Origin of the sequence: Caenibius tardaugens NBRC 16725, assembly GCF_003860345.1 — a bacterium.
In the GTDB taxonomy this organism is placed as follows: Bacteria; Pseudomonadota; Alphaproteobacteria; order Sphingomonadales; family Sphingomonadaceae; genus Caenibius; species Caenibius tardaugens.
In genome coordinates this window covers 429,458-449,536 of the sequence record NZ_CP034179.1, presented here as the reverse complement: position 1 = coordinate 449,536, position 20,079 = coordinate 429,458, and the positions used below count along the sequence as shown (strand labels likewise).

19 protein-coding genes are annotated in these 20,079 nt (G+C 60.2%); 11 read left to right on the top strand and 8 right to left on the bottom strand.

The genetic code is table 11. From position 1 onward, the window contains the following. Positions 1-16: 16 nt before the first annotated feature. Positions 17-1,609: a class I adenylate-forming enzyme family protein gene (locus tag EGO55_RS02270; protein ID WP_021689367.1), complete on the bottom strand. Its 1,593-nt coding sequence runs from the start codon at positions 1,607-1,609 to the stop codon at positions 17-19. Positions 1,610-2,031: 422 nt separating this feature from the next. Between EGO55_RS02270 and EGO55_RS02265 the strand changes: the two genes are divergently transcribed. After that, positions 2,032-4,425, top strand: coding sequence for a TonB-dependent receptor (locus EGO55_RS02265; protein ID WP_021689366.1), 2,394 nt, complete (start codon positions 2,032-2,034; stop codon positions 4,423-4,425). A 99-nt stretch (positions 4,426-4,524) separates the two neighbouring features. Here the strand turns inward: EGO55_RS02265 and EGO55_RS02260 are convergent, their stop codons facing one another. Next, the gene (locus EGO55_RS02260) at positions 4,525-5,493 is read right to left on the bottom strand and encodes an aldo/keto reductase (protein WP_021689365.1); all 969 of its coding nucleotides are present in this window, start codon (positions 5,491-5,493) and stop codon (positions 4,525-4,527) included. Between the two features lie 35 nt (positions 5,494-5,528). Next, positions 5,529-6,275, bottom strand: coding sequence for an SDR family NAD(P)-dependent oxidoreductase (locus EGO55_RS02255; RefSeq protein ID WP_021689364.1), 747 nt, complete (start codon positions 6,273-6,275; stop codon positions 5,529-5,531). A 157-nt stretch (positions 6,276-6,432) separates the two neighbouring features. Here EGO55_RS02255 and EGO55_RS02250 point away from each other — a divergent pair, with 157 nt between their 5' ends. Further along, positions 6,433-6,885: a nuclear transport factor 2 family protein gene (locus EGO55_RS02250; protein ID WP_021689363.1), complete on the top strand. Its 453-nt coding sequence runs from the start codon at positions 6,433-6,435 to the stop codon at positions 6,883-6,885. Positions 6,886-6,970: 85 nt separating this feature from the next. Here the strand turns inward: EGO55_RS02250 and EGO55_RS02245 are convergent, their stop codons facing one another. After that, positions 6,971-7,507 carry a nuclear transport factor 2 family protein gene (locus EGO55_RS02245; protein WP_021689362.1) on the bottom strand — a complete coding sequence of 179 codons (537 nt, stop codon included), beginning with the start codon at positions 7,505-7,507 and terminating at the stop codon, positions 6,971-6,973. A 288-nt stretch (positions 7,508-7,795) separates the two neighbouring features. On the opposite strand from EGO55_RS02245, the gene EGO55_RS02240 reads away from it, so the two are divergent. The 7 genes from EGO55_RS02240 (at position 7,796) to EGO55_RS02210 (ending at position 14,005) form a co-directional block, all read left to right on the top strand. Next, complete coding sequence (locus EGO55_RS02240) at positions 7,796-9,043, top strand: MFS transporter (protein WP_210766628.1); 1,248 nt, start codon at positions 7,796-7,798, stop codon at positions 9,041-9,043. Positions 9,044-9,140: 97 nt separating this feature from the next. Further along, positions 9,141-9,929 (top strand): SDR family NAD(P)-dependent oxidoreductase, encoded by a 789-nt coding sequence (locus tag EGO55_RS02235; protein WP_021689360.1) that lies wholly within the window; start codon positions 9,141-9,143, stop codon positions 9,927-9,929. Positions 9,930-10,003: 74 nt separating this feature from the next. After that, on the top strand, positions 10,004-10,792 hold the full coding sequence (locus EGO55_RS02230) for an SDR family NAD(P)-dependent oxidoreductase (RefSeq protein WP_021689359.1): 789 nt from the start codon (positions 10,004-10,006) through the stop codon (positions 10,790-10,792). 47 nt (positions 10,793-10,839) lie between these two features. Beyond that, entirely contained in the window at positions 10,840-11,814 is a 975-nt protein-coding gene (locus EGO55_RS02225) for an alpha/beta hydrolase (RefSeq protein ID WP_021689358.1), read from the top strand. Positions 11,815-11,886: 72 nt separating this feature from the next. Next, a complete protein-coding gene (locus tag EGO55_RS02220) occupies positions 11,887-12,447 on the top strand; it encodes a carboxymuconolactone decarboxylase family protein (RefSeq protein WP_021689357.1) in 561 nt (186 codons plus the stop codon). Positions 12,448-12,549: 102 nt separating this feature from the next. Next, positions 12,550-13,212 carry a TetR/AcrR family transcriptional regulator gene (locus EGO55_RS02215; protein ID WP_021689356.1) on the top strand — a complete coding sequence of 221 codons (663 nt, stop codon included), beginning with the start codon at positions 12,550-12,552 and terminating at the stop codon, positions 13,210-13,212. Then, entirely contained in the window at positions 13,205-14,005 is an 801-nt protein-coding gene (locus EGO55_RS02210; RefSeq protein WP_021689355.1) for an SDR family NAD(P)-dependent oxidoreductase, read from the top strand. The genes EGO55_RS02215 and EGO55_RS02210 overlap by 8 nt, the downstream gene beginning before the upstream one ends. An 89-nt stretch (positions 14,006-14,094) precedes the next feature. On the opposite strand, the gene ctrA is transcribed toward EGO55_RS02210, so the two are convergent. The 3 genes from ctrA to lptB form a co-directional block, all read right to left on the bottom strand. Further along, the gene (ctrA, locus tag EGO55_RS02205; protein ID WP_021689354.1) at positions 14,095-14,790 is read right to left on the bottom strand and encodes a response regulator transcription factor CtrA; all 696 of its coding nucleotides are present in this window, start codon (positions 14,788-14,790) and stop codon (positions 14,095-14,097) included. A gap of 202 nt (positions 14,791-14,992) precedes the next feature. Continuing rightward, entirely contained in the window at positions 14,993-16,474 is a 1,482-nt protein-coding gene (gene rpoN / locus EGO55_RS02200; protein WP_021689353.1) for an RNA polymerase factor sigma-54, read from the bottom strand. A 90-nt stretch (positions 16,475-16,564) separates the two neighbouring features. Beyond that, complete coding sequence (gene lptB / locus EGO55_RS02195) at positions 16,565-17,332, bottom strand: LPS export ABC transporter ATP-binding protein (protein ID WP_021689352.1); 768 nt, start codon at positions 17,330-17,332, stop codon at positions 16,565-16,567. Between the two features lie 228 nt (positions 17,333-17,560). Between lptB and EGO55_RS02190 the strand changes: the two genes are divergently transcribed. Next, complete coding sequence (locus EGO55_RS02190) at positions 17,561-17,953, top strand: hypothetical protein (protein ID WP_021689351.1); 393 nt, start codon at positions 17,561-17,563, stop codon at positions 17,951-17,953. 45 nt (positions 17,954-17,998) lie between these two features. Beyond that, a complete protein-coding gene (locus EGO55_RS02185; RefSeq protein ID WP_021689350.1) occupies positions 17,999-19,345 on the top strand; it encodes a TldD/PmbA family protein in 1,347 nt (448 codons plus the stop codon). Positions 19,346-19,411: 66 nt separating this feature from the next. On the opposite strand, the gene ppa is transcribed toward EGO55_RS02185, so the two are convergent. Beyond that, positions 19,412-19,951, bottom strand: a complete 540-nt coding sequence (gene ppa, locus EGO55_RS02180; protein WP_021689349.1) for an inorganic diphosphatase — start codon at positions 19,949-19,951, stop codon at positions 19,412-19,414. Between the last annotated feature and the right edge of the window lie 128 nt (positions 19,952-20,079).

Here is a 20,079-nt window from a genome sequence, read left to right as displayed (position 1 = left end):
TCCGCATCGCGCCGGGTCAGACGCTGATCGTATCCAGCCATTCGCGAACGGCGGTTTTCAGCAGTTTTCCGTTGGGATTGCGCGGCAGTGGTCCGTCCACGATGTGGACCTGATCGGGCACTTTGTAATCCGATAGATTTTTCGCACAGAACGCGCGCAGGCTGTCACTGTCGGTCGCCTCACGCGTGACTACGAAGGCAATCACGCGTTCCCCCAGCACATCGCAGGGGCGGCCGACCACAGCGGCTTCCACGACGGTTTCATGCGCCATCAGGGTGTTTTCGACTTCGACCGAATAAATCTTGAAACCGCCGCGATTGATCATGTCCTTCATGCGGTCCAGCACGCGGACATAGCCTTGTTCATCCATCACGCCGATATCGCCGGATCGCCAGTAACCACCGGTGAACCCGGCTGCGGTGGCATCGGGATTGTTCCAGTAACAGGGAACGATCATCGGCCCGCCGATCCAGATTTCGCCCTGTTCACCGGCGGGGACCTGCGTCCCCGTGTCATCGACGATGATCAACCGGGTGTAAGGCAGTGGACGCCCGACGGAATCGAGGCGCGTGCTGGCTTCGCCAAGGGGCATCATGACCGCGGGCGAAGAGGTTTCGGTCGAGCCGTAGATATTGACCAGCGTCAGTTGCGGACAATGGCTGGCCAGTTCCTCGACCGTGGCGCCGGGCATGGGGGCCCCGCCAAACGCCCCGATCCGCCAGGCACCGAGATCGAATTTCGCAAAATCGGGATCAAGCAGGCACAATTTGTACATCGCGGGAACCATGATGGCGAAGCTCATGCGTTCCTTTTCGGCCAGTTCGAGGAAAGCACGCGCCTTGAACCCGCGTTGCACCACCACTTTGCCTGCGATCCGCAGGGCCAGCAGCAGGATCAGTTCAATGCCCGTGACGTGCGATGCAGGCACAGACAGGATCATCGTATCGCCATCGCGAAGGCCGAGATGGTTCTGGGTGCCGATGGCATTGGTTATCAGCCCGAAATGGGTGAGCACAGCGCCCTTGGGTCTTCCGGTCGTACCCGAAGTATAGAGAATGCAGAACGGATCATCTTCGTGGACAGGGGCGCACCCGGCGATAGCGGCGGCATCGACTGTGATGGCATCCCATATGCGCGCTTCTTCTTCATAGGGGAGCCAGTGCCGCACGCTGGGCGCGTTTGCGGCATCGGGCAAATGTTCGGCCAGAGCATTTTCGTAGATAATCGCGGTGGCGGTGCAATCGTTCAGCACATAGGCCGTTTCGGGCGCGCGCTGGCGAATGTTGCTGGGCACACAGATCGCGCCGATGCGGGCTGTCGCCACCAGAAGCACCGTGTAATCGGCACGGTTGTCGAGCAGGATGACGACCCGATCCCCGGGTTTGATGCCTAGATCAAGCAGGCGGGTTGCGCACTTGTCAGCCCGGGCGGCGACATCCTGATAAGTCAGGCGCGCATCGCCATCGACCACCGCGATATCATTACCGCGCCGGGCGACCGCTTCGTCGAACATCGCGGCAATATGGGCAGGGCGTTCGGTATGGCACAGCACCACCCGCCCATGATGCGTTTCATAGCGCAGGCCATCGGCCCAGAATTCGTATGACATGACATCCTCTCTGCAATTCGCTGCTGCCGATCTGCCCAAAGGGGAGGCGGTGCTACCGGCGGCGAATATTTGTGTCTCTCGACTTTCGCGTCGCTTGATGCGGTTGGCAAGCACAGACATCGCCCGATACCCGGTCCGCCGGGCGTAATCGGCAAATCCTGCGTACTTTCCGGGGGCATCGCACGCCATAGGGGCGAATCCGAAATTTGCGGATCATTTTGCGCGTATCCATTCGCAAATCTCGGCTTTGATGGGTGAACTATTTAGAAAGGCGTAAGTTTTTGGCGGAACATTATCGGCCAATTGCGCATAATAAGACATATCGGGCACGGTTTGTCGAAAAACCGGGGGCGCCTGTCTTTGCAATGAGGGGAGGTTCTCTAGGGGGGCCGCAACTCATGTGAATTTCAGAGAGGACCTCCATGAAAACTTTCGCCCTTTTGGGTGCGGCCAGTCTGGCCGCGCTCGGTTTTTCGCAGGCTGCCTTCGCTCAGGATAGCGGCGCGGAACAGGCTGACACCGCCGCACAGGGTGGTTTGCAGGACATCGTCGTAACCGCGCGTCGTTCGAATGAATCGCTGCAGTCGGTTCCGGTGGCCGTGACCGCGCTGTCGGGTGAATTCCTCGAACGCCAGAATTTCAACGATGCAACGGCTTTGCCGCGCCTCGCACCCAGCCTGACCATTGAAAAGCAGCCCTCCAGCCTTTCCGCTGCATCGGTCTTCATCCGTGGTATCGGTAACGAAGAACCCTCGGCCCTGTCGGAACAGGGCGTGGGCATCTATCTCGACGGCGTCTATCTGGCCCGTTCGGCAGGTGCCGTGTTCGATCTGCTTGATCTGGAACGTGTTGAAGTGCTGCGCGGCCCGCAGGGTACGCTGTTCGGTCGCAACACGATCGGCGGTGCGCTGCAGTTCGTTTCGAAGAAGCCGACGGACGAAATGGGTGCCACGGTCAAGGCCGGTTATGGCAATTTTAATGAATGGTATGTCCGTGGCCGCGTTGACACTGGCTATATCGGCGGTTCGCCGATCAAGGCCTCCATCGCTGCCCAGCACCGCGAAGCCGACGGGTTCGTGAACAACACGCTCACGAAGTCTTCGAAGGATCCGGGCTCGGTCAAGGCTGATACGCTGGCGATTGCCCTGCAGGCGGATCTTGGCAAGCTGACGGCCAACTACAACTTCGATTACGACAACCGCAAGGGTACGCCGGGCTTCTTCCAGGTCGTCGCGGCAACCGACATGTATCAGGCCTATTTCGGTCAGTCGGCCAGCCTCGGTGGGGCGCCGTTCATGATGAGCCCCGATCGCATGGGTACCGTGCAGCAGGCCGGCTTCACCGATTACAAGGGCAAGTACCGCCAGGATTCGAAGACCAAGGTGTTCGGGCACAGCCTGACGCTGGCCTATGAAGCGTCCGATGCCATCACGCTGAAGTCGATCACCGGCTATCGCAAGTTCTCGCAGGACACGATCCTCAACCTGACGGGCAACGGCGATCTCAAGGGCGTTGTGCTGGACTATGCGTCGCCTACGCTGACGTCCGTTCAGTCGATCACGCCGTACACCGGCAACAATGCCCCGCAGAAGCAGCACCAGTTCAGCCAGGAATTCCAGCTGCTCGGCAGCTCGGGTGATTTCAGCTATCTTGCCGGCCTTTACTACTTCAAGGAAAAGGCTTCGGAATCGAACCATCAGGCGCTGACGGCCGTGGTTCCCGTCGAATATCTGGCATATTCGCAGTTCGTAACCCAGGCGCAGCAGGACGCCCTGATCGCTGCCAATCCGGGCCTTGGTCTGATCGGCGTCAATCTCAACCCGTGGCAGGCCTTTGGTGGTACGTCGCAGTCGAAGGCGGCCTTCGGTCAGGTGAGCTGGAAGCCGTCCGCGCTTGACCAGAAGCTCGAACTGACGGTGGGCGCACGTTACACCGAAGACAAGAAGACCGCATGGCTGGGTGGCGACATCACCCCGACCCTGCGTGGCAAGACTTCGTCGGATAACTTCTCGTGGCTGCTTTCGGCTGCCTACAAGATTACGCCGGATACGATGGTCTATGCGCGCGTCTCGACCGGATACCGTTCGGGCGGCATCAATCCGCGTGCCGTGACGATCAACAAGTACAAGCCGGAAAAGGCGATGTCCTACGAAGCGGGCATCAAGACCGAGCTGTTTGATCGTCACCTGCGTCTTAACCTGTCGGGTTACCTCACCGATTACGATGACATGCAGGTCAACCAGTTCGCCGGTTCCGAAAGCGGCGCGACCTCGATCATTGCCAACGCTGGCAAGGCCCAGGTTCGCGGTTTTGAAGCGGAATTCACGCTTCTGCCGGTTACCGGTCTGATTATCGACGGTGCGGTCGGTTACGTCGACAAGAAGTACAAGAAGTTCCTCTTCGCCGACCCGAACGAAGGTTATGCGATCATCGACGTGGCGGATGTGGCCCGTCAGACCTACTCGCCCAAGTGGACGGCGCGTATCGGTGCCGAATATGCGCAGCCGATCGGTGACATGACCGCTCGTCTGCGGGTCGACTATGCTTACCGTTCGTCGCTGTACTTCAACGTGCTCGACGCCACGACCCCGTTCAACCAGAACATCAAGTCGCCGGCGGATGACAACCTCAAGGCACGTTTCGCGCTGGAAGATGTCAAGGTCGCTGGCGGCCTGATGGAAATCGGCGTGTGGGGCGACAACCTGACCAACGAAAAGACGCTGATTTACGGCATCGATTTCGGTTCGATCGGTTTTGCCGGGGCAACCTTCAAGAAGCCGCGCAGCTACGGCATCGACGCCAAGATCAGCTTCTGATCACGGCGTAGACGCAAGTCGAAGAAAAACCCCGGCGGTTCATCCGCCGGGGTTTTTTGTTTGGCGCCGTGGCCTATGGCCAGCGACCGCGCGTGGCGATTACTCGCCGCGCAGTTTGGTCAGTTCGTCTGCCGACAGGGCGAGATCGGCTGCTTTCACGCTGTCTTCGATCTGTTCGGGCGAACGTGCGCCGAAGATCGGTACCGTCGTGTTGGGCTGGTTGGTCAGATAGCCCAGAACAACATCGTTGATCGATGCGTCATGGCGTTCCGCCACCGCTTTCACCGCCTCGAAACGCTTGGCGTTGATCGGGTTGTTGTACCGCGCCTTGAGCATATCGGGCACGGCAGCCTCGCCATGGGCCAGCTTGGTGAAGTAGCCGCCGCTTTGCGCCGAATAGGGGATCATGGTCACGCCTTCGGCATGGATGTCCTGATAACCATCCTCGTAATAGAGTTGATAGCCCTGCGCGGCGGACGCTTCGCGTTCCGGGGCCGCCAGCCCCCAGAATGTCTGCGATGCGACAAAACCCTGTCGACCCTTCGATGCCGCATAGGCATTGGCTTCGCGGATGCGTTCCGGGCTCCAGTTCGATGCCCCGATATAGCGGATCTTGCCTGCGTCCTGATGGGCGAACAGGGCATCCATGATCGGGCCAACCGGTGCCTGCGGATTATCCGCATGCAACCAGTAGAGATCGATCGTATCGACGCCGAGATGGTCGAGGCTTTCGGCAAGATCGCTGGCGATATCTTCGGGGGTAACGCGGTTGCGCCAGTCGCCCGCGCGCATGTCCACTTGCGCGCCTTTGGTGGCGATCACCACGTCATCGCGGTTCCTGCCTTTAAGCCAGGCGCCAATCGCGCGTTCGCTGGCCCCGGCGGGGGCATCGGGCACCCAGTCGCCATAGGATCGCGCGGTGTCGAGGAAATTGCCGCCCAGTTCCACAAAACGGTCGAGAATGGCATTGGCCGACGGCTGGTCGATCGCGGTGCCGAGCATGTTGGTGCCGTAACACAGTTCGCTGACCTGCAGGTCCGTGCCGGGCAGATTGACTTTCTTCAGCATTGATTGGTCCTCTCGTTGATCTGTTTGATGTGGGGTCAGGCGGCTGTCTGGCCGCCATCGATGGGGAAGGCCACGCCGGTGATCCGGCGCGCTTCGGCCGAAGCGAGAAATGCCACTGCATCGGCAATGTCTTCCGGATCGCAGTTTTCACCGCCATCCAGCCAGGGAACGGAGCGCATGACCAGTTCCCAATCGATATTCTCAGGCGGGGCGCCGCTGATCATCGGCGTATTGACGCCGGTCGGGCAAATGCAATTGATGCGGATGCCCTGCTTTGAATATTCCAGCGCCAGCGCCTTGGTCAGCCCGACCACGCCATGTTTGGAGGCGACATAGACCGAATTGAACGGCACGCCCACCAGTCCGGCTGCGGAAGCCATGTTGACCACATTCCCCCTGACCTTGAGCAGATGCGGCATGGCGGCGCGGGTCATCAGATAGACGCCGGTGAGATTGACTGCGATGGTGCGGTCCCAGCGGGTTTTGTCGAGGTCTTCCATCCGCCCGAAATCCAGCACTCCGGCGATGTTGCACAGCACATCGATACCGCCGTAGGCCGTGACTGCGCGGTCAATTATCGCCTGGCATGATGCCTCGTCGGCCACATCCAGCGCCATGCCGATCGCGCTGTCGCCAATGGCGCGGGCGGCGGCAAGCACGCCCGCTTCATCGCGGTCACCCAGAACGAGGCGCGCGCCTTCAGCGGCGAATTTTTTGGCAGTGGCAAGGCCAATGCCCGATGCCGCGCCAGTGATAATGATCGATTTGCCTTCAAAGCGCATGGCCTGCCTCTCGCTTGCCGAATCCGGCCGTTGTTGTTTGCACAGAGACTTGCGTCATGCGGTTACGCGTTTCAACCTCGTGAAACGAGAAGTGTTGGTATTTGCGCGACGATTCGGTCGTCTGCGTGTCGCAACAGGATGAGGAGAGGGATGCGCCATGATGTCATTACAGGAAATTTCGGACCGGCTGGAAATTCAGGATCTGTTCGCGCGCTACAGTTTTGCGATCGACGAACGGGATTATGATGCGCTCGACAATGTGTTCACCCCCGATGCGATCATCGATTACACCGAGGCCGGCGGGGCGAGGGGGACGCCGGATCAGATCAAGCCGTGGCTGAAGAATGCGATGGCGCGTTTCCCGAACTTTCAGCACATGGTCGCGACGACCAAGCTGGAACTGAACGGCGATGAGGCGCGCAGCCGCACGATCCTGTTCAATCCGATGATCTATCGCAAGGATGACGGGGAAGATCAGGTCTTCTTTGTGGGGCTGTGGTACCGCGACAAGCTTGTCCGCACGGACAAGGGCTGGCGCATAGCCGAACGGTATGAGGAACTGGCTTATACCTACAACACGCCCGCCATGCCCGCCCCGCCGGAAGTCTGAAGGCATCGCGCGATCCTGAATGAAAAAGGCCCGCCGGTTGGAGAACATGTCCAACCGGCGGGCCTCGGATCGTTATGACGCTGCGTCAGGCGGGTTCGGTCCAGCTGATCATGGCGCTGATATCCTGCCGCTGTTCCGGCTTCAGTCCGGCGCGGGCGAGGTGGTGCGACGCGATTTCGACATTGTCGGCCAGTGGGAAGACGAGTTCGATAACGCGATCGTATTCGGTGCGTTCGATCTTCCATTTGCCACCGACGCGGCGATAGACATCCTTGTAGATCGCGCTGCCGATGGTGTGCGATTTGCGCGCCACGTCGATGAAAATATCTTCGAGGTACCATACGCCTTCAGCGGTATCTTCACCGGTGATGGTGATTTCGGGCATATGACCGTGATGCATTGCAACCGCGTCCGAATGGAAGCTGTTGGCAAGGAAGGTCATCATGTCTTCACGGCCCTGAAGCTTCACACGGTAATTGCCACCGCGATAATCGACATAGACATCGTCGGTGAACATGTCGGCCAGCAGTGCTTTGTCGGCGGTATCGATACCGCGGAAATAGCGATGCTTCATCAGGCGAATTTCTTCGATGTCGGACAACTGTTGCAGGGTGTAAGGCATGACTCTCCATTTCCTCTTCAGGTGTGAATGCGCGCGCATGGGGTGAATGGCTGCCGTTCTGCGCCACCGGGCGGACGGCGGATTCGTTCTCCCATTGCGGTTCTTCCCAATATATGCGCATCATCTACAACGAGTTGCAACGCATATCGCAAGAATCATCGCGGCTCGGCAGATCAAAAGCACAACAAATCGTCCGGGAGACAACGCAGTGAAATGCACCTCATGCCTTTATGGGCCCTATGGCGAAATCGCAGGGCAGCCGCATTGCGGTGGCGGAGTGCGAAACTGATGTCCACGGCATCTCCTTTTTCGACGGGTACTCCTGCGGCAGGTCGCATCGGAATGGCCGTGCGCGGTTTCCTGTGCCAGAATATCGCGATCGGCTGCGCATTTGGTGGCTTTGGCGTTGCCGCAGGTGAAATCAAATCGCAATTCGATGTCAGCACCGGCATGGCGTCCATGGGACTGGCCTTTGCCGTGCTGATGATGGGGCTGGTCAGCCCGATCTTTGCGCGGATGATCGGGTCTGTCGGTCTGCGGCGGACGATGCTGACCGGGATCGTGCTGTCCGGGCTGGGCTATGTCGTGCTTGCCTTCGCGCCATCCATCTACGTCGTGCTGGCCGCCTATGGCCTGTTCGTTGGCGTGGGGATCGCGATGTTCGGTTCGTTTCCCTGCAGTGTTCTGGCAAGCAACTGGTTCCAGCCCAATCCGGGGGCGGCGCTTGGTTTCGTCAATATGCCGGTTATGGTCGCGCTCGTGCCGATGATGGGCATCTTCCTGATCGAGCGTTATGGCCTGTCGACGTTCTACCTCGTTATGGCCGGGCTCCATATCCTCCTGTTGCCCTTTGCTCTGGGTGTGGCGGACAGGCCGGAAGGCGCGGCACGGGCGGGCGATGATGCGCAAGGATCGACTGCGCACGCAATGATCAGTTCGCGGGCCATCCTAGGTCGACCGATCTTCTGGATCGTTGTCTTGGGGGCAGGGGGATTGAGCGCAGCGGGGATTATTGGCGTCTCGCACCTCGTGTCCTTTGCCATCGAAAAACATATTCCGCCCGCGCAGGCGGCGTTTCTGCTGTCCGTGATGGGGGCAGCCGCCGCGTTGGGTTCGTTGCTGGTTGGCGTGCTGTGCGGCAAGATTGGCGCGGTGAACACATTGGCTCTGATGGGGGCCGCTCTGGCCGGTAGCTGGTTTGTCCTTCTGGGGACGAGCCTCTATCCGCTGATGATCTGCGCCACGCTGATCATCGGCGCTTGTGGCGCAGGTATTTTTCCAGCGGTCAATGTGCTGGGCGCGCGGGTATTCGGTGTGGATGCGCTGGCGCGGGTTCTGGGCCTGTTCACCCTCTATACCCTGCCGATGAACTTCCTGCTCCCACCGGCTGCGGGGGTGCTGCGGGATGCAACGGCAAGTTACGAGCCCGTGGTTGGAGTCCTGATTGCAGGCAGTGGCGCGATTGCCGCTATGTTCGTGCTGTTGGGACGGGTTATGGCACGTCAGGATGCCGTGCGAGAGAAAGTGGCCGTTTGACGGGGCAATCCGGTTCGGTCCGGATTTGCCCGGGCAGGGCCGGAATAAAACGTTCGCGCGACGCCGGAAGGCGCGCGCATGATGGAGGAGAATGAGGATGGGCCGACTTTCCGGCAAAGTTGCAATTGTTACCGGTGGTGCGCGTGGCATGGGGGCGGCGACGGTCCGCCTGTTCGTGGCGGAAGGCGCCCGAGTAGCGATCACCGACGTGCTCGACGCAGAAGGTAACGCACTGGCCGCCGAACTGGGCGATGCTGCACGTTTCTACCATCAGGATGTGACGAGCGAAGCGGGCTGGGCCGAGGTGGTGAAGCAGACCGAAGCCGATCTTGGCCCGGTGGACGTGTTGGTCAACAATGCGGGTATTCTGATGTTCAAGAGCCTGCTGGCAACATCGCTGGAAGAATACGAACGGGTTCTGCGCGTCAATCTGGTTGGCGAATTCCTTGGCATCAAGGCGGTCGCGCCGGGCATGATCGCGCGGGGCAAGGGCTCCATCGTCAATGTCTCTTCGGTTGATGGCATGAAGGGGGCCAACAGCCTCGGCGCCTATGCTTCCAGCAAATGGGGCGTGCGCGGCCTGACCAAGGTGGCGGCGATGGAACTGGGCCATCGCGGCATTCGGGTGAATTCCGTCCATCCCGGCGGCGTCGATACGGCGATGACCAATCACAACAATGCCAGCCGTGAAACCGTGAACGAGCGTTTCACCAATGTCCCGTTGCAGCGCGTCGGTGGTCCTGAAGAAGTGGCGGCGGCCTCGCTGTTTCTGGCCAGCGATGATGCATCCTACATGACAGGCGCGGAAATCGTGGTCGATGGCGGGATGACCATCGGGGTCTATTATGAAGGTTTCCCTGGCGCACCGGGTGTGCCCGAAGCCTGAAACCCGTTAGCCGTGCGGTGGCAAGGGTCATAAAGGCCTCCACCGCGCCCGGCTGTGATTGATGGAGAGGATGTATGGGTCGGCTTGCTGGCAAAGTTGCGATTATCACGGGCGGTGCGCGCGGCATGGGGGCGGCGACTGCCCGTCTTTTCGCCGCCGAAGGGGCGAAGGTGGCCATCACCGATGTGCTCAAGGATGAAGGGCAGGCACTGGCCGCCGATCTGGGCGATGCGGCGTGCTTCTATCACCATGACGTGACCAGCGAAGCGGGCTGGGCAGAGGTGGTGAAGCAGGCCGAAGCCGATCTCGGGCCGGTGGACGTGCTGGTCAACAATGCGGGGGTTCTGATCTTCAGGAGCCTGCTGGCGACCACGCTGGAGGATTATGAACGTCTGCTCCGCGTCAATCTCGTCAGCCAGTTTCTCGGGATCAAGGCGGTGGCGCCCGGCATGATCGCCCGCGGCAGCGGTTCTATCGTCAACATCTCGTCCGTTTCGGGATTGCAGGGCGGGAACAGCCTTGGGGCCTATGTGTCCAGCAAATGGGGTGTGCGGGGCCTGACCAAAGTTGCGGCGATGGAACTGGGCCATCGCGGCATTCGCGTCAATTCGGTCCATCCGGGCACGATCGATACGCTGATGGGCAATGCGGGCAATGTGACCCGGGAAGAACTGGATGCGAGCTTTGCGCATCTCCCGCTGCAGCGCGCGGGGGATACAGATGAAGTCGCGGCGGCTTCACTGTTCCTCGCCAGCGATGACGCCTCGTACATGAGCGGCGCGGAAATCGTGGTCGATGGCGGGCTTATGGCGGGCACATACTATCAGGGGTTTCCCGGCGCCCCCGGCGTGCCGGAGGCATGAAACACGCGACAGGTGGCGGGAAGGACAGCCTTTCGAGAGGAGAGACCATGACGCACACGGTGAATGACGATGGGGTACGGTTCGCAGACCGGTTGATCCCCTGGCCACGGTCGATCAGCCCGGAGGCGGTTGCCGCGCTCAAGGCCAATGCCAGTATCCCGGCCCGCCAGCATCCACCGGCATCGGACATCGAGGCCTGGCGCCAGACGATCATCGAAACAGACCAGATGATGGCCGGATATTTTTCCATGCCTGATGAGGGCGGGCTCGAACTTGATACGATCGAGATCGGCGGCGTTCCCGTTCATCGCGCACGCCCCGTGGGTCTTTCTGCCGACGATCGCCGCCTTTATATCGATATTCACGGTGGCGGGCTGGTCTTTGGTGCCGGATATTTCTGTCGGGCCGGTGGTGCGTCGACAGCCGCGATGCTCGGGGTGGAAGTGCAGGCGGTCGATTACCGGATGCCGCCCGATTACCCTTATCCCACGTCGCTGGACGACTGTCTGGCAACTTATGCGCGTGCGGTGGAGGAACGGGGGGCTGCCAATGTGGTCGTCGGCGGATCGTCGGCTGGCGGCAATCTGGCTGCGGCGCTGATGTTGCGTGCCCGCGATGCGGGCCTGCCCATGCCTGCGGGGCTGGTTCTCAAGACACCCGAAGTCGATCTGACCGAAAGCGGGGATTCGTTTGAAACGCTGGCGGGGCTCGACCCTGTGCTGAAGACGCGCTTGCCTGAAAGCATCGCGCTCTATGCCGCAGGGGCGCCGCTGGATCATCCCTATCTGTCGCCTTTGTTCGGGGATTTGCGCGGGTTTCCGCGGACCTTGCTGCAATCGGGCACGCGCGACCTGTTCCTGTCCAATACCGTGCGGATGCATCGGCGCTTGCGCGAAGCGGGCGTTGCGGCAGAATTGCATGTGTTCGAGGCGATGCCGCATGGCGGCTTTTTCGGCGCCCCCGAAGATGCGGAAATGCAGCGCGAGATTGCGGCTTTTGTCGCCGGATGCTGGCCTTCCTGATACACAGACAAAAATTGTTGGCAGAGCGTCCGAGTCCATAAGGGCGACGCCATTATTCAAGGAGAGACGAAGATGATCCGGATTTCCATGCCAGATGATGAAGGAAACGATCCTTATGGCTTCGCGTCGCGTACGCATGCGACCGAAATTATGGCTGCTGCTTCGGAATTTTCGAAGGCGGTTTACCAGCACTCCCGCCTGCCCCTGCGAGAGTTTGAAGGTGCGCGCTATCGCACGGCACAGATTAACGGTTGCGTGATCTGCCAGCAGTTCCGCGCCGCACGCGATGTGCAACTGATGTATTTTGCCACGGGGCAGCGCCCGGACCATCTCGTCTCCGACAACGGGCCAGCCCCTGACGAGGCGTATTATGCGGCTGTTGCCGACTGGCGGACGTCCTCTGTGTTCAGCCCGCGTGAAAAGCTGGCGATCGAATATGCGGAACGCTTTGCCGAAGAACCCAAAGTATTGGCCGATGATGAAGAGTTCTGGGGGCGTGCGCACGCTTTGTACTCGGATGAGGAACTGGTCGATCTGTCGCATTGCGTAGCGGCCTGGATGGGGCTGGGGCGTGTGGCGCACGTGCTCGGTTTTGATAGTGTCTGCCTGCCCTTCGCGCAGGCTGCCGAATAGTCGGAGAACGCGCAGTCTTGCGGGATAACGGCAGTGCCAGCCCGTCACACCATCGGTTGTGATTGGCTGGCACGCGGGGGAACATCGGTTATAAGCGCAGCTATGGACAGGACGGGAGAGGGGGCGCAGCCGAAGACGGCCAATCGCAGAGGACGGCCGACGGCGGAGGATTCGCGCCAGAAAACCGAACAATTGCTGGAAGTGGCGCGCGATATGTTCGCCCAGGTGGGCTATCGCGCGGTGACCATGCGCAGGGTTGCCGAAGTGGCGCAGGTTTCGACCCGCACGCTCTACGATCGCTTTTCGGACAAGCTGCGCCTGTTTGATGCCTGCATGGATTTCAGTTCTCTGGCATTCCCGCGGATCGTTTACGATCCTGCTGTGCCGATCGATGCGTGCCTGCGTGATTTTGCCGCCTCGCTCGTACGGATGTTGTCGTCCGACAGCAGTGTCAGAATGGCGCTGATGGTATCGCGCGAAGGCGCGGAATTCCCGGAACTTGTGCGGACGGCGGACATGACGCAGCAGAAGCACCTGATGCTGCCGTTGGCCACGTTTTTGCGTGAAGCCGGACTTGCCGGGAATGATCGCGATGGGCTGGCGCGGGCCAAGCTTTTCGTCGCGCTGGCGTTGGCGGAGTGGCAGCGCTGCTACACGTTTCTTCATCCCCTGCCGCATGGCGGGGAGGTTGAAAGCCACGCAGAATTGATCGTCGATCTGTTCCTGCATGGGATCCATAAAATTCAGGGAGACAAGAATGACTGACAAGAGGCTGGCTGGCCGTGCGGCACTGATCACGGGGGCGGCCGACGGCATTGGTCACGGTATGGCACGCCGTTTCGCAAAGGAAGGGGCTGCGGTTCTGGTGGTCGACTACGATCAGGAACGCGGACTGGAAGTGACCGAGGAACTGCGCGGACTTGGCGCCAAGGCGGAATTCTTTGCGTGCGACGTTACGCAGAAGGATCAGGTTGTTGGCGCAGTGAACGCCTGCATCGAACATTTCGGGTCGATCGATATCCTGGTCAACAACGCCTATCGTGGGTCGATGGTGGCGCGGATCGAACTCAAGACCGACGATATTTTCGAGAACAGCATGAAGATGTGTCTCTATGCCGCGAAATGGTCGATGGAAGCCGCGCTGCCGCACATGCGTGGTCAGGGTTGGGGCCGGATCATTAATATCGCCTCGCTCAACGGCGTGAATGCGCATATGGGATCGGCCGATTACAATGCGGGCAAGGAAGCGCTGCGGGCCTACACGCGCACGGCTGCACGCGAATGGGCGCGTTATGGCATCTGCGCCAATATCATTTGTCCGGCTGCCATTTCCGCAGCTTACCGCAGGTTCAAGGAAGCCACACCGGATGTGGCGGCTGCGACGGATGCGGCCAATCCCATGGGGCGGATGGGCGATCCGGAACAGGATATCGCAGGCGTTGCGTTCTTTCTCGCCAGTGAAGATGCGCGTTACCTGACCGGCAACACCCTGTTTGCGGATGGTGGTTCGCACATCAATGGCGCGGGCTGGGCACCCGATCTCGGCCCGGACAGCTGATTGCATTGCAACTGCCTCTGTTTGAGGCGGTCCAAACGAAAAGGCCCGCTCTGGATGAGCGGGCCTTTTTCTGGAGCGTGTAAGTTGTGTCAGGCCGCTTCGGCCTTGTCTTCGGGATCGCGCAGCACATAGCCACGGCCCCAGACGGTCTCGATATAGTTTTCACCGTCGCAGGCCAGGCTCAGCTTCTTGCGCAGCTTGCAGATGAAGACATCGATGATTTTGAGTTCGGGTTCGTCCATCCCGCCATAGAGGTGGTTGAGGAACATTTCCTTGGTCAGCGTCGTGCCTTTGCGGAGCGAGAGAAGCTCCAGCATGGCATATTCCTTGCCTGTCAGGTGAACGCGGGCACCGATGACTTCCACGGTCTTGGTGTCGAGGTTGACCGAAAGCTTGCCGGTGCGAATGACCGATTGCGAATGGCCCTTCGAACGGCGAACCACGGCATGAATGCGGGCAATGACTTCGTCGCGATGGAACGGCTTGGTCACGTAATCGTCCGCACCAAAACCGAACCCGCGCACCTTGGAATCCATTTCGGCGATACCGGAGAGGATCAGGACAGGTGTCTGCACTTTGGCCACGCGCAGTTTCTTGAGCACGTCGTACCCGTGCATGTCGGGCAGGTTCAGATCGAGCAGGATGATATCGTAATCGTACAGTTTGCCCAGATCGAGGCCTTCTTCGCCAAGATCGGTAGAATAAACATTGAAACCTTCAGCGGTCAGCATGAGCTCGATCGCCTTCGCGGTCGTTGGCTCATCTTCAATCAACAGAACGCGCATAGGTGCCCCCCTATTAAGTCCCGATTCCCGGTCGGCAGCTTCCCCCGAATTGGAAGTTGACCGCTATTAACCACGGAAGTTCTAAACAGAAAAGGTTAATTTGTTGTAAACCGGCTTAAATCCACGAGTCGCGCGGTTTTTGTCACACTCTCGGAACCTTGTTTTTCTAAGGTTTTACCCACGCTTTGCCGGGTAAGGCGGGTTACCTAACAGCTTCTAGCGCTTTCTGTCGGCGTCGCTGGACCGAACTGCCGATACCCATGGCCTCACGATATTTGGCCACTGTGCGCCGGGCCAGATCGAAGCCTTTCTGCCGAAGAAGGTCGACCAGGGCATCGTCGGACAGGATCGCTTTCGGCCCTTCCGCATCGATCAGCGCCTTGATTTGCGCCTTGACCGCTTCGGCCGACACCGAACCCTCGCCATCGGCAGAGGCGACCCCGCTTGTAAAAAAGTATTTCAGTTCGAATGTGCCGCGTTGGCAATGAAGATATTTGTTGGCGGTGACGCGGCTGACGGTCGATTCATGCATATCGATCGCATCGGCCACGGCCTTCAGGGTCAGTGGTTTCAGTTCGGAAACCCCGTGCCGGAAGAAACCGTCCTGCTGTTTCACAATCTCGGTGGTCACCTTGAGAATGGTTTTCTGCCGTTGGTCGAGCGCCTTGATCAGCCAGTTGGCATCGGTGAGTTTTTCGTTCAGCCACCCGCGCGACGCCTTGTCATCGCAATTCTTGCGCAATTCGAGATAATATCCCCGATTGACGACGAGCCGGGGCAGCGTGGCCTGATTGAGGGCAATGTCCCATCCCCCATCGGCCCGTGGGCGCAACAGGATGTCAGGCACTATGGCGCGGCCGGTTGTTGTATCGCTGAAGCGCAGGCCGGGTTTGGGGTCGTAAGCCCGCAATTCGGCCACCATGTCGGCAAGATCTTCCTCGTCGACTTCGCAGATCCGCTTGAGCTGCTTGATGTTGCCTTTCGCCAGCAGATCGAGATTGTCGAGCAGGCGCGCCATGCACGGGTCGTACCGGTCGGCTTCTTTTGCCTGCAAGGCAAGGCATTCACCCAGATCGCGCGCGCCGACCCCGGTGGGGTCGAACGTCTGCACCAGGGCCAGCGCGCGTTTCACCTCTGCCATGGGAGTCACCAGATCGGCGACCACTTCGTTCATCGAAACGGGGAGATATCCTGCTTCATCCAGCAGGCCGATCAGGTGCATGGCAATGAACGCCGTGTGATCGTCCGTCGTGGCTGCCGCCAGTTGCATCGTCAGATGTTCGACCAGGCTGATACCGTCACCGCCCCGCTCGTCGAGGTCAGGGGCATCACCGCCCGACAGGAAACTGTCGGTGCTTGTCCCGAACAGCGCCCCATCGCCGGTATCCCGGTCGATATCCAGCGCAACGGGATCAACGTCGAGCGGCTGATCGATCTGCCCCTGGCCTTCGTTGATCAGATCGTCGACTGAGGTTTCTTCCCGTGCCGGGCCATCTGCAACCGGCGCGTCCGCAACGTCGGTGTCCTGGCTGACGTCCAGCAGGGGATTGGCTTCGAGCGCATCGCCGATAAAGGTTTCGATCTCGAGATTGGAAAGCGCCAGCAGTTTGATCGCCTGTTGCAACTGGGGGGTCATCACCAGTTGCTGCGACTGCCGAATATCGAGTCTGGGTCCCAGGGCCATCAGCCGGTGCCTTCAGATCGTTGCCTGAAGGGCAGGCTCGTACCAGTCATGGCCTTGTCCCCCGTGACCGTGCCGCACGAGGGGAAGGGATCATAATGTGAAGTTCTCACCCAGATAGAGACGGCGCACGTTTTCATCGGCGACAAGGTCTTCCGGGCTGCCCGCGAACAGAACCTGCCCGCCATAGATGATGCAGGCACGGTCCACGATATCCAACGTTTCGCGCACGTTATGGTCGGTAATTAGCACCCCGATACCCCGTTCCTTGAGGTCGATGACGAGGTGGCGAATATCGGCAATGGACAGGGGGTCGATCCCGGCGAACGGTTCGTCCAGCAGCATGATCGAAGGCTTGGCCGCCAGCGCGCGTGCAATTTCGCAACGCCGCCTTTCGCCGCCCGAGAGGGCCATCGCAGGGCTTTCGCGCAGGCGCGTAAGCCCGAATTCTTCGAGCAGACGCTCCAGTTCGGAAGCGCGCACATCCTTGTTGGGCTCTGCCATTTCAAGGACGCTATTGATGTTCTGTTCCACCGTCATTCCGCGAAAAATCGAGGTTTCCTGCGGAAGATAACCGAGCCCGAGAATGGCGCGCCGGTACATGGGGAGATGGGTGACATCGACGCCGTCCATCAGGATGCGACCCGAATCAGGTTTCACCAGCCCCATGATCGAATAGAAACAGGTGGTCTTGCCCGCACCGTTGGGGCCGAGCAGCCCCAGAACTTCGCCCTTGGCGACAGAAAGCGAGATATCTGTCAGCACCGCGCGCTTGTCATAACTCTTGGCGATCGAAATCACTTCCAGTCCGCCCTCGGGCAGGACAGCGCGCGTGTGGGCGTTTTCGCCGGTTTCGCCCATCGGGGGAGTGTCCAATACGTTCATGCGATGATGCTTTACCACGTGATCGCCTGCAGAAAACCCCTGCCGTCCACAACTTGGCAGGATTCCTGCATGGCATATTCCGACAGGCGATATTGCGGACGTAGCGAGGAAATCGTTCAGCGGGCTTGATAACGAGGCCAAGCCATGAATATAGTCTGTACAGAAACAGGGGGCACCAAGCCGCCGGGATGATGGAGAGGTTGCATGGCAGGAGCTTTGCCCAAGGTGGGCAGGCCGAAATCCGGTGCGATTTCGGCAGAGGGGGGCAAGCCGCGCGATTGGCGTCGTGGAATGAGTGACAATGTCGCTTATGCCTTGTGGGTTTATACCGGACTGCAGATTTTCATGACCGTGGCAGTGCTCAAGGGCACGGGCGGGTCCATTCTTCCCTATCTGGCGTTGACATTGCTGGTCGTTGCGGTGCTGCCGGGCTTCCGCGCTCTGGAAAAGCAATGGGAACGGCTCAGCGATGGCGAAGCGTCCAATCCGGTGCTGGAACCGGCCTATCGCCGGGATCGTCGGTTGATCTGGGGGCTGGCGCTCGGTCTGCCTTTCATGCTGACGCTTTTGTTGAAGGCGCTTGACGCGCTCCTCTGATCGGGCGAGGCCCGTTTGCGAAAGATCATTCGCGAAAGGGTTCCCATGTTCGATATGTCCCGCGCCGAAGAGCGTTGCGCCACGCTGATTGCGTTTGCGCAGCGTTTCGGGGCCGATGCCGCCGATGCCGTGGCAATCGGTGACATGTCGGAAGGGGTCCAGGTCCGGCTGGGCGCGCTGGAAGATGTCGAACGCTCGGAAAGCGAAGCAGCCGGACTCCGCGTCTTTGTCGGGCAGCGTTCGGCATCGATTCATGCCTCTGATCTCAGCGATGCGGCGTTAAGCGCGCTTGCCGAACGCGCGGTCGATATGGCCCGGGCCGCAACGGAAGACCAGTTTGCCGGTCTGGCCCCGAGGGATATGCTGGCGCGCGGGCCCTTCGCCGATCTCGATCTGGAAGATTCCTCAGAACCCACGCCGCAGCAATTGCGCGCCATGGCGCAGGAAGCCGAAGATGCGGCGCGTGCGGTGCAGGGGGTCACCAACAGCGAAGGGGGGAGTGCGGGTTTCGGGCGTAGCGTTGTCGCGCTGGCAACGAGCGATGGTTTCTCGGGCGGGTATGCCGCCACGAGCCACAGCATCAGCGCCAGCGTTGTCGCCGGGACGGGCAGCGGAATGCAGCGCGATTATGCCTGGCGGCAGGCCCGCCACGCGACCGATCTTCTGCCGCCCGCAGACATCGGACGGCTGGCGGGGGAACGCGCGGTCGCACGGCTGGAACCGGGCCGTTTGCCCAGCAAGGTCATGCCCGTGGTCTTTTCGCCGCGAGTCAGCAACGGATTGCTGGGGCATCTGGTGGGTGCGATGTCGGGTGCGTCGATCGCGCGCCGTTCCAGTTTTCTGCTCGACCGGCTGGACGACACCCTGTTCGATTCCTCAATTGTGATTCTGGACGATCCCCATCGTTTGCGCGGGCTGCGTTCGCGGCCTTTCGATGGCGAAGGCTTGCCAACTGCGGCGCGGACCCTGGTCGAAGGCGGAAAGATCACCGGTTGGCTGGCGGACAGTGCGTCAGCCCGGCAACTGGGCATTCTACCGACCGGCCATGCCGTGCGTGGCGCGGGTGGTGGCCCGGGTATTTCGGTCAGCAACGTCCATCTCGCGGCAGGTACGGCCAGCCCTGACGATCTGATGTCGGATGTATCGGATGGCGTCTATGTGACCGAACTCTTCGGCCATGGCGTCAACGGCGTGACGGGCGACTATAGCCGTGGGGCGTCGGGTTTCCGTATCGTTGACGGCGCACTGGCGGGGCCGGTCGCCGAATTCACGATCGCGGGCAATCTGTTGGATATGTTCGCCGCGATGATTCCGGCCAATGATCTGGAAATGCATCGGGGCATGAATGCGCCGACAGTGCGGATCGACGGGATGACGATCGCAGGGGACTGATCACAATTCCCCGTAAGGCGATCCTTGCGAGCAGCCCGTGGCCGCCCGCAAGGATCTGCAATATTATCAGACCGCTTTTTCAGCCTTGGCGCGTTCCAGCGCCTCGACCACGACCTGGCGGGCTTCCGCCGCATCGCCCCACTGGCCGACGCGCACCCACTTTTCCTTTTCAAGATCCTTGTAGTGGGTGAAGAAGTGCTCGATCTGCTGCAGCACGATCGAGGGCAGGTCCTGCCGTTCACCCACGTCCGAGTAGTAGGGGAACGTGGTGTCGACGGGAACGCAGATCAGCTTTTCATCGCCGCCATGTTCGTCTTCGAGATTGAGCACGCCAATCGGCCGTGCGCGCACCACGCAGCCCGGAATGAACGGCGAACGCGAGATCACCAATGCATCCAGCGGATCGCCATCGGGCGACAGGGTGTGCGGAATGAAACCGTAGTTCGCAGGGTAGCGCATGGGCGTGTGCAGGATGCGGTCGACGAAGAGCGCGCCCGATTCCTTGTCGAATTCATACTTCACCGGTTCGCCGCCAGCGGGCACTTCGATGATGACGTTCAGGCTTTCGGGCGGGTTGTCGCCCGCAGGAATCAGGTCGATGCGCATATCATGCCTTCATGTTCGCATTGGGATAGGGAGTGGCGCGGCCTCTAGCGCCGCACCGGAGGAGCGCCAAGCCCAAATTGGTGCATGGGGAAACGGGAAACTGTTTCTGTTGCATGGTCTTGCGGTTT

Bases quoted from the DNA above. Each gene is read 5' to 3' on its own strand.
- EGO55_RS02270 (WP_021689367.1), bottom strand. From the start codon at position 1,609: ATGTCATACGAATTCTGGGCCGATGGCCTGCGCTATGAAACGCATCAT.
- EGO55_RS02265 (WP_021689366.1), top strand. From the start codon at position 2,032: ATGAAAACTTTCGCCCTTTTGGGTGCGGCCAGTCTGGCCGCGCTCGGT.
- EGO55_RS02260 (WP_021689365.1), bottom strand. From the start codon at position 5,493: ATGCTGAAGAAAGTCAATCTGCCCGGCACGGACCTGCAGGTCAGCGAA.
- EGO55_RS02255 (WP_021689364.1), bottom strand. From the start codon at position 6,275: ATGCGCTTTGAAGGCAAATCGATCATTATCACTGGCGCGGCATCGGGC.
- EGO55_RS02250 (WP_021689363.1), top strand. From the start codon at position 6,433: ATGATGTCATTACAGGAAATTTCGGACCGGCTGGAAATTCAGGATCTG.
- EGO55_RS02245 (WP_021689362.1), bottom strand. From the start codon at position 7,507: ATGCCTTACACCCTGCAACAGTTGTCCGACATCGAAGAAATTCGCCTG.
- EGO55_RS02240 (WP_210766628.1), top strand. From the start codon at position 7,796: ATGTCCACGGCATCTCCTTTTTCGACGGGTACTCCTGCGGCAGGTCGC.
- EGO55_RS02235 (WP_021689360.1), top strand. From the start codon at position 9,141: ATGGGCCGACTTTCCGGCAAAGTTGCAATTGTTACCGGTGGTGCGCGT.
- EGO55_RS02230 (WP_021689359.1), top strand. From the start codon at position 10,004: ATGGGTCGGCTTGCTGGCAAAGTTGCGATTATCACGGGCGGTGCGCGC.
- EGO55_RS02225 (WP_021689358.1), top strand. From the start codon at position 10,840: ATGACGCACACGGTGAATGACGATGGGGTACGGTTCGCAGACCGGTTG.
- EGO55_RS02220 (WP_021689357.1), top strand. From the start codon at position 11,887: ATGATCCGGATTTCCATGCCAGATGATGAAGGAAACGATCCTTATGGC.
- EGO55_RS02215 (WP_021689356.1), top strand. From the start codon at position 12,550: ATGGACAGGACGGGAGAGGGGGCGCAGCCGAAGACGGCCAATCGCAGA.
- EGO55_RS02210 (WP_021689355.1), top strand. From the start codon at position 13,205: ATGACTGACAAGAGGCTGGCTGGCCGTGCGGCACTGATCACGGGGGCG.
- ctrA (WP_021689354.1), bottom strand. From the start codon at position 14,790: ATGCGCGTTCTGTTGATTGAAGATGAGCCAACGACCGCGAAGGCGATC.
- rpoN (WP_021689353.1), bottom strand. From the start codon at position 16,474: ATGGCCCTGGGACCCAGACTCGATATTCGGCAGTCGCAGCAACTGGTG.
- lptB (WP_021689352.1), bottom strand. From the start codon at position 17,332: ATGGGCGAAACCGGCGAAAACGCCCACACGCGCGCTGTCCTGCCCGAG.
- EGO55_RS02190 (WP_021689351.1), top strand. From the start codon at position 17,561: ATGGCAGGAGCTTTGCCCAAGGTGGGCAGGCCGAAATCCGGTGCGATT.
- EGO55_RS02185 (WP_021689350.1), top strand. From the start codon at position 17,999: ATGTTCGATATGTCCCGCGCCGAAGAGCGTTGCGCCACGCTGATTGCG.
- ppa (WP_021689349.1), bottom strand. From the start codon at position 19,951: ATGCGCATCGACCTGATTCCTGCGGGCGACAACCCGCCCGAAAGCCTG.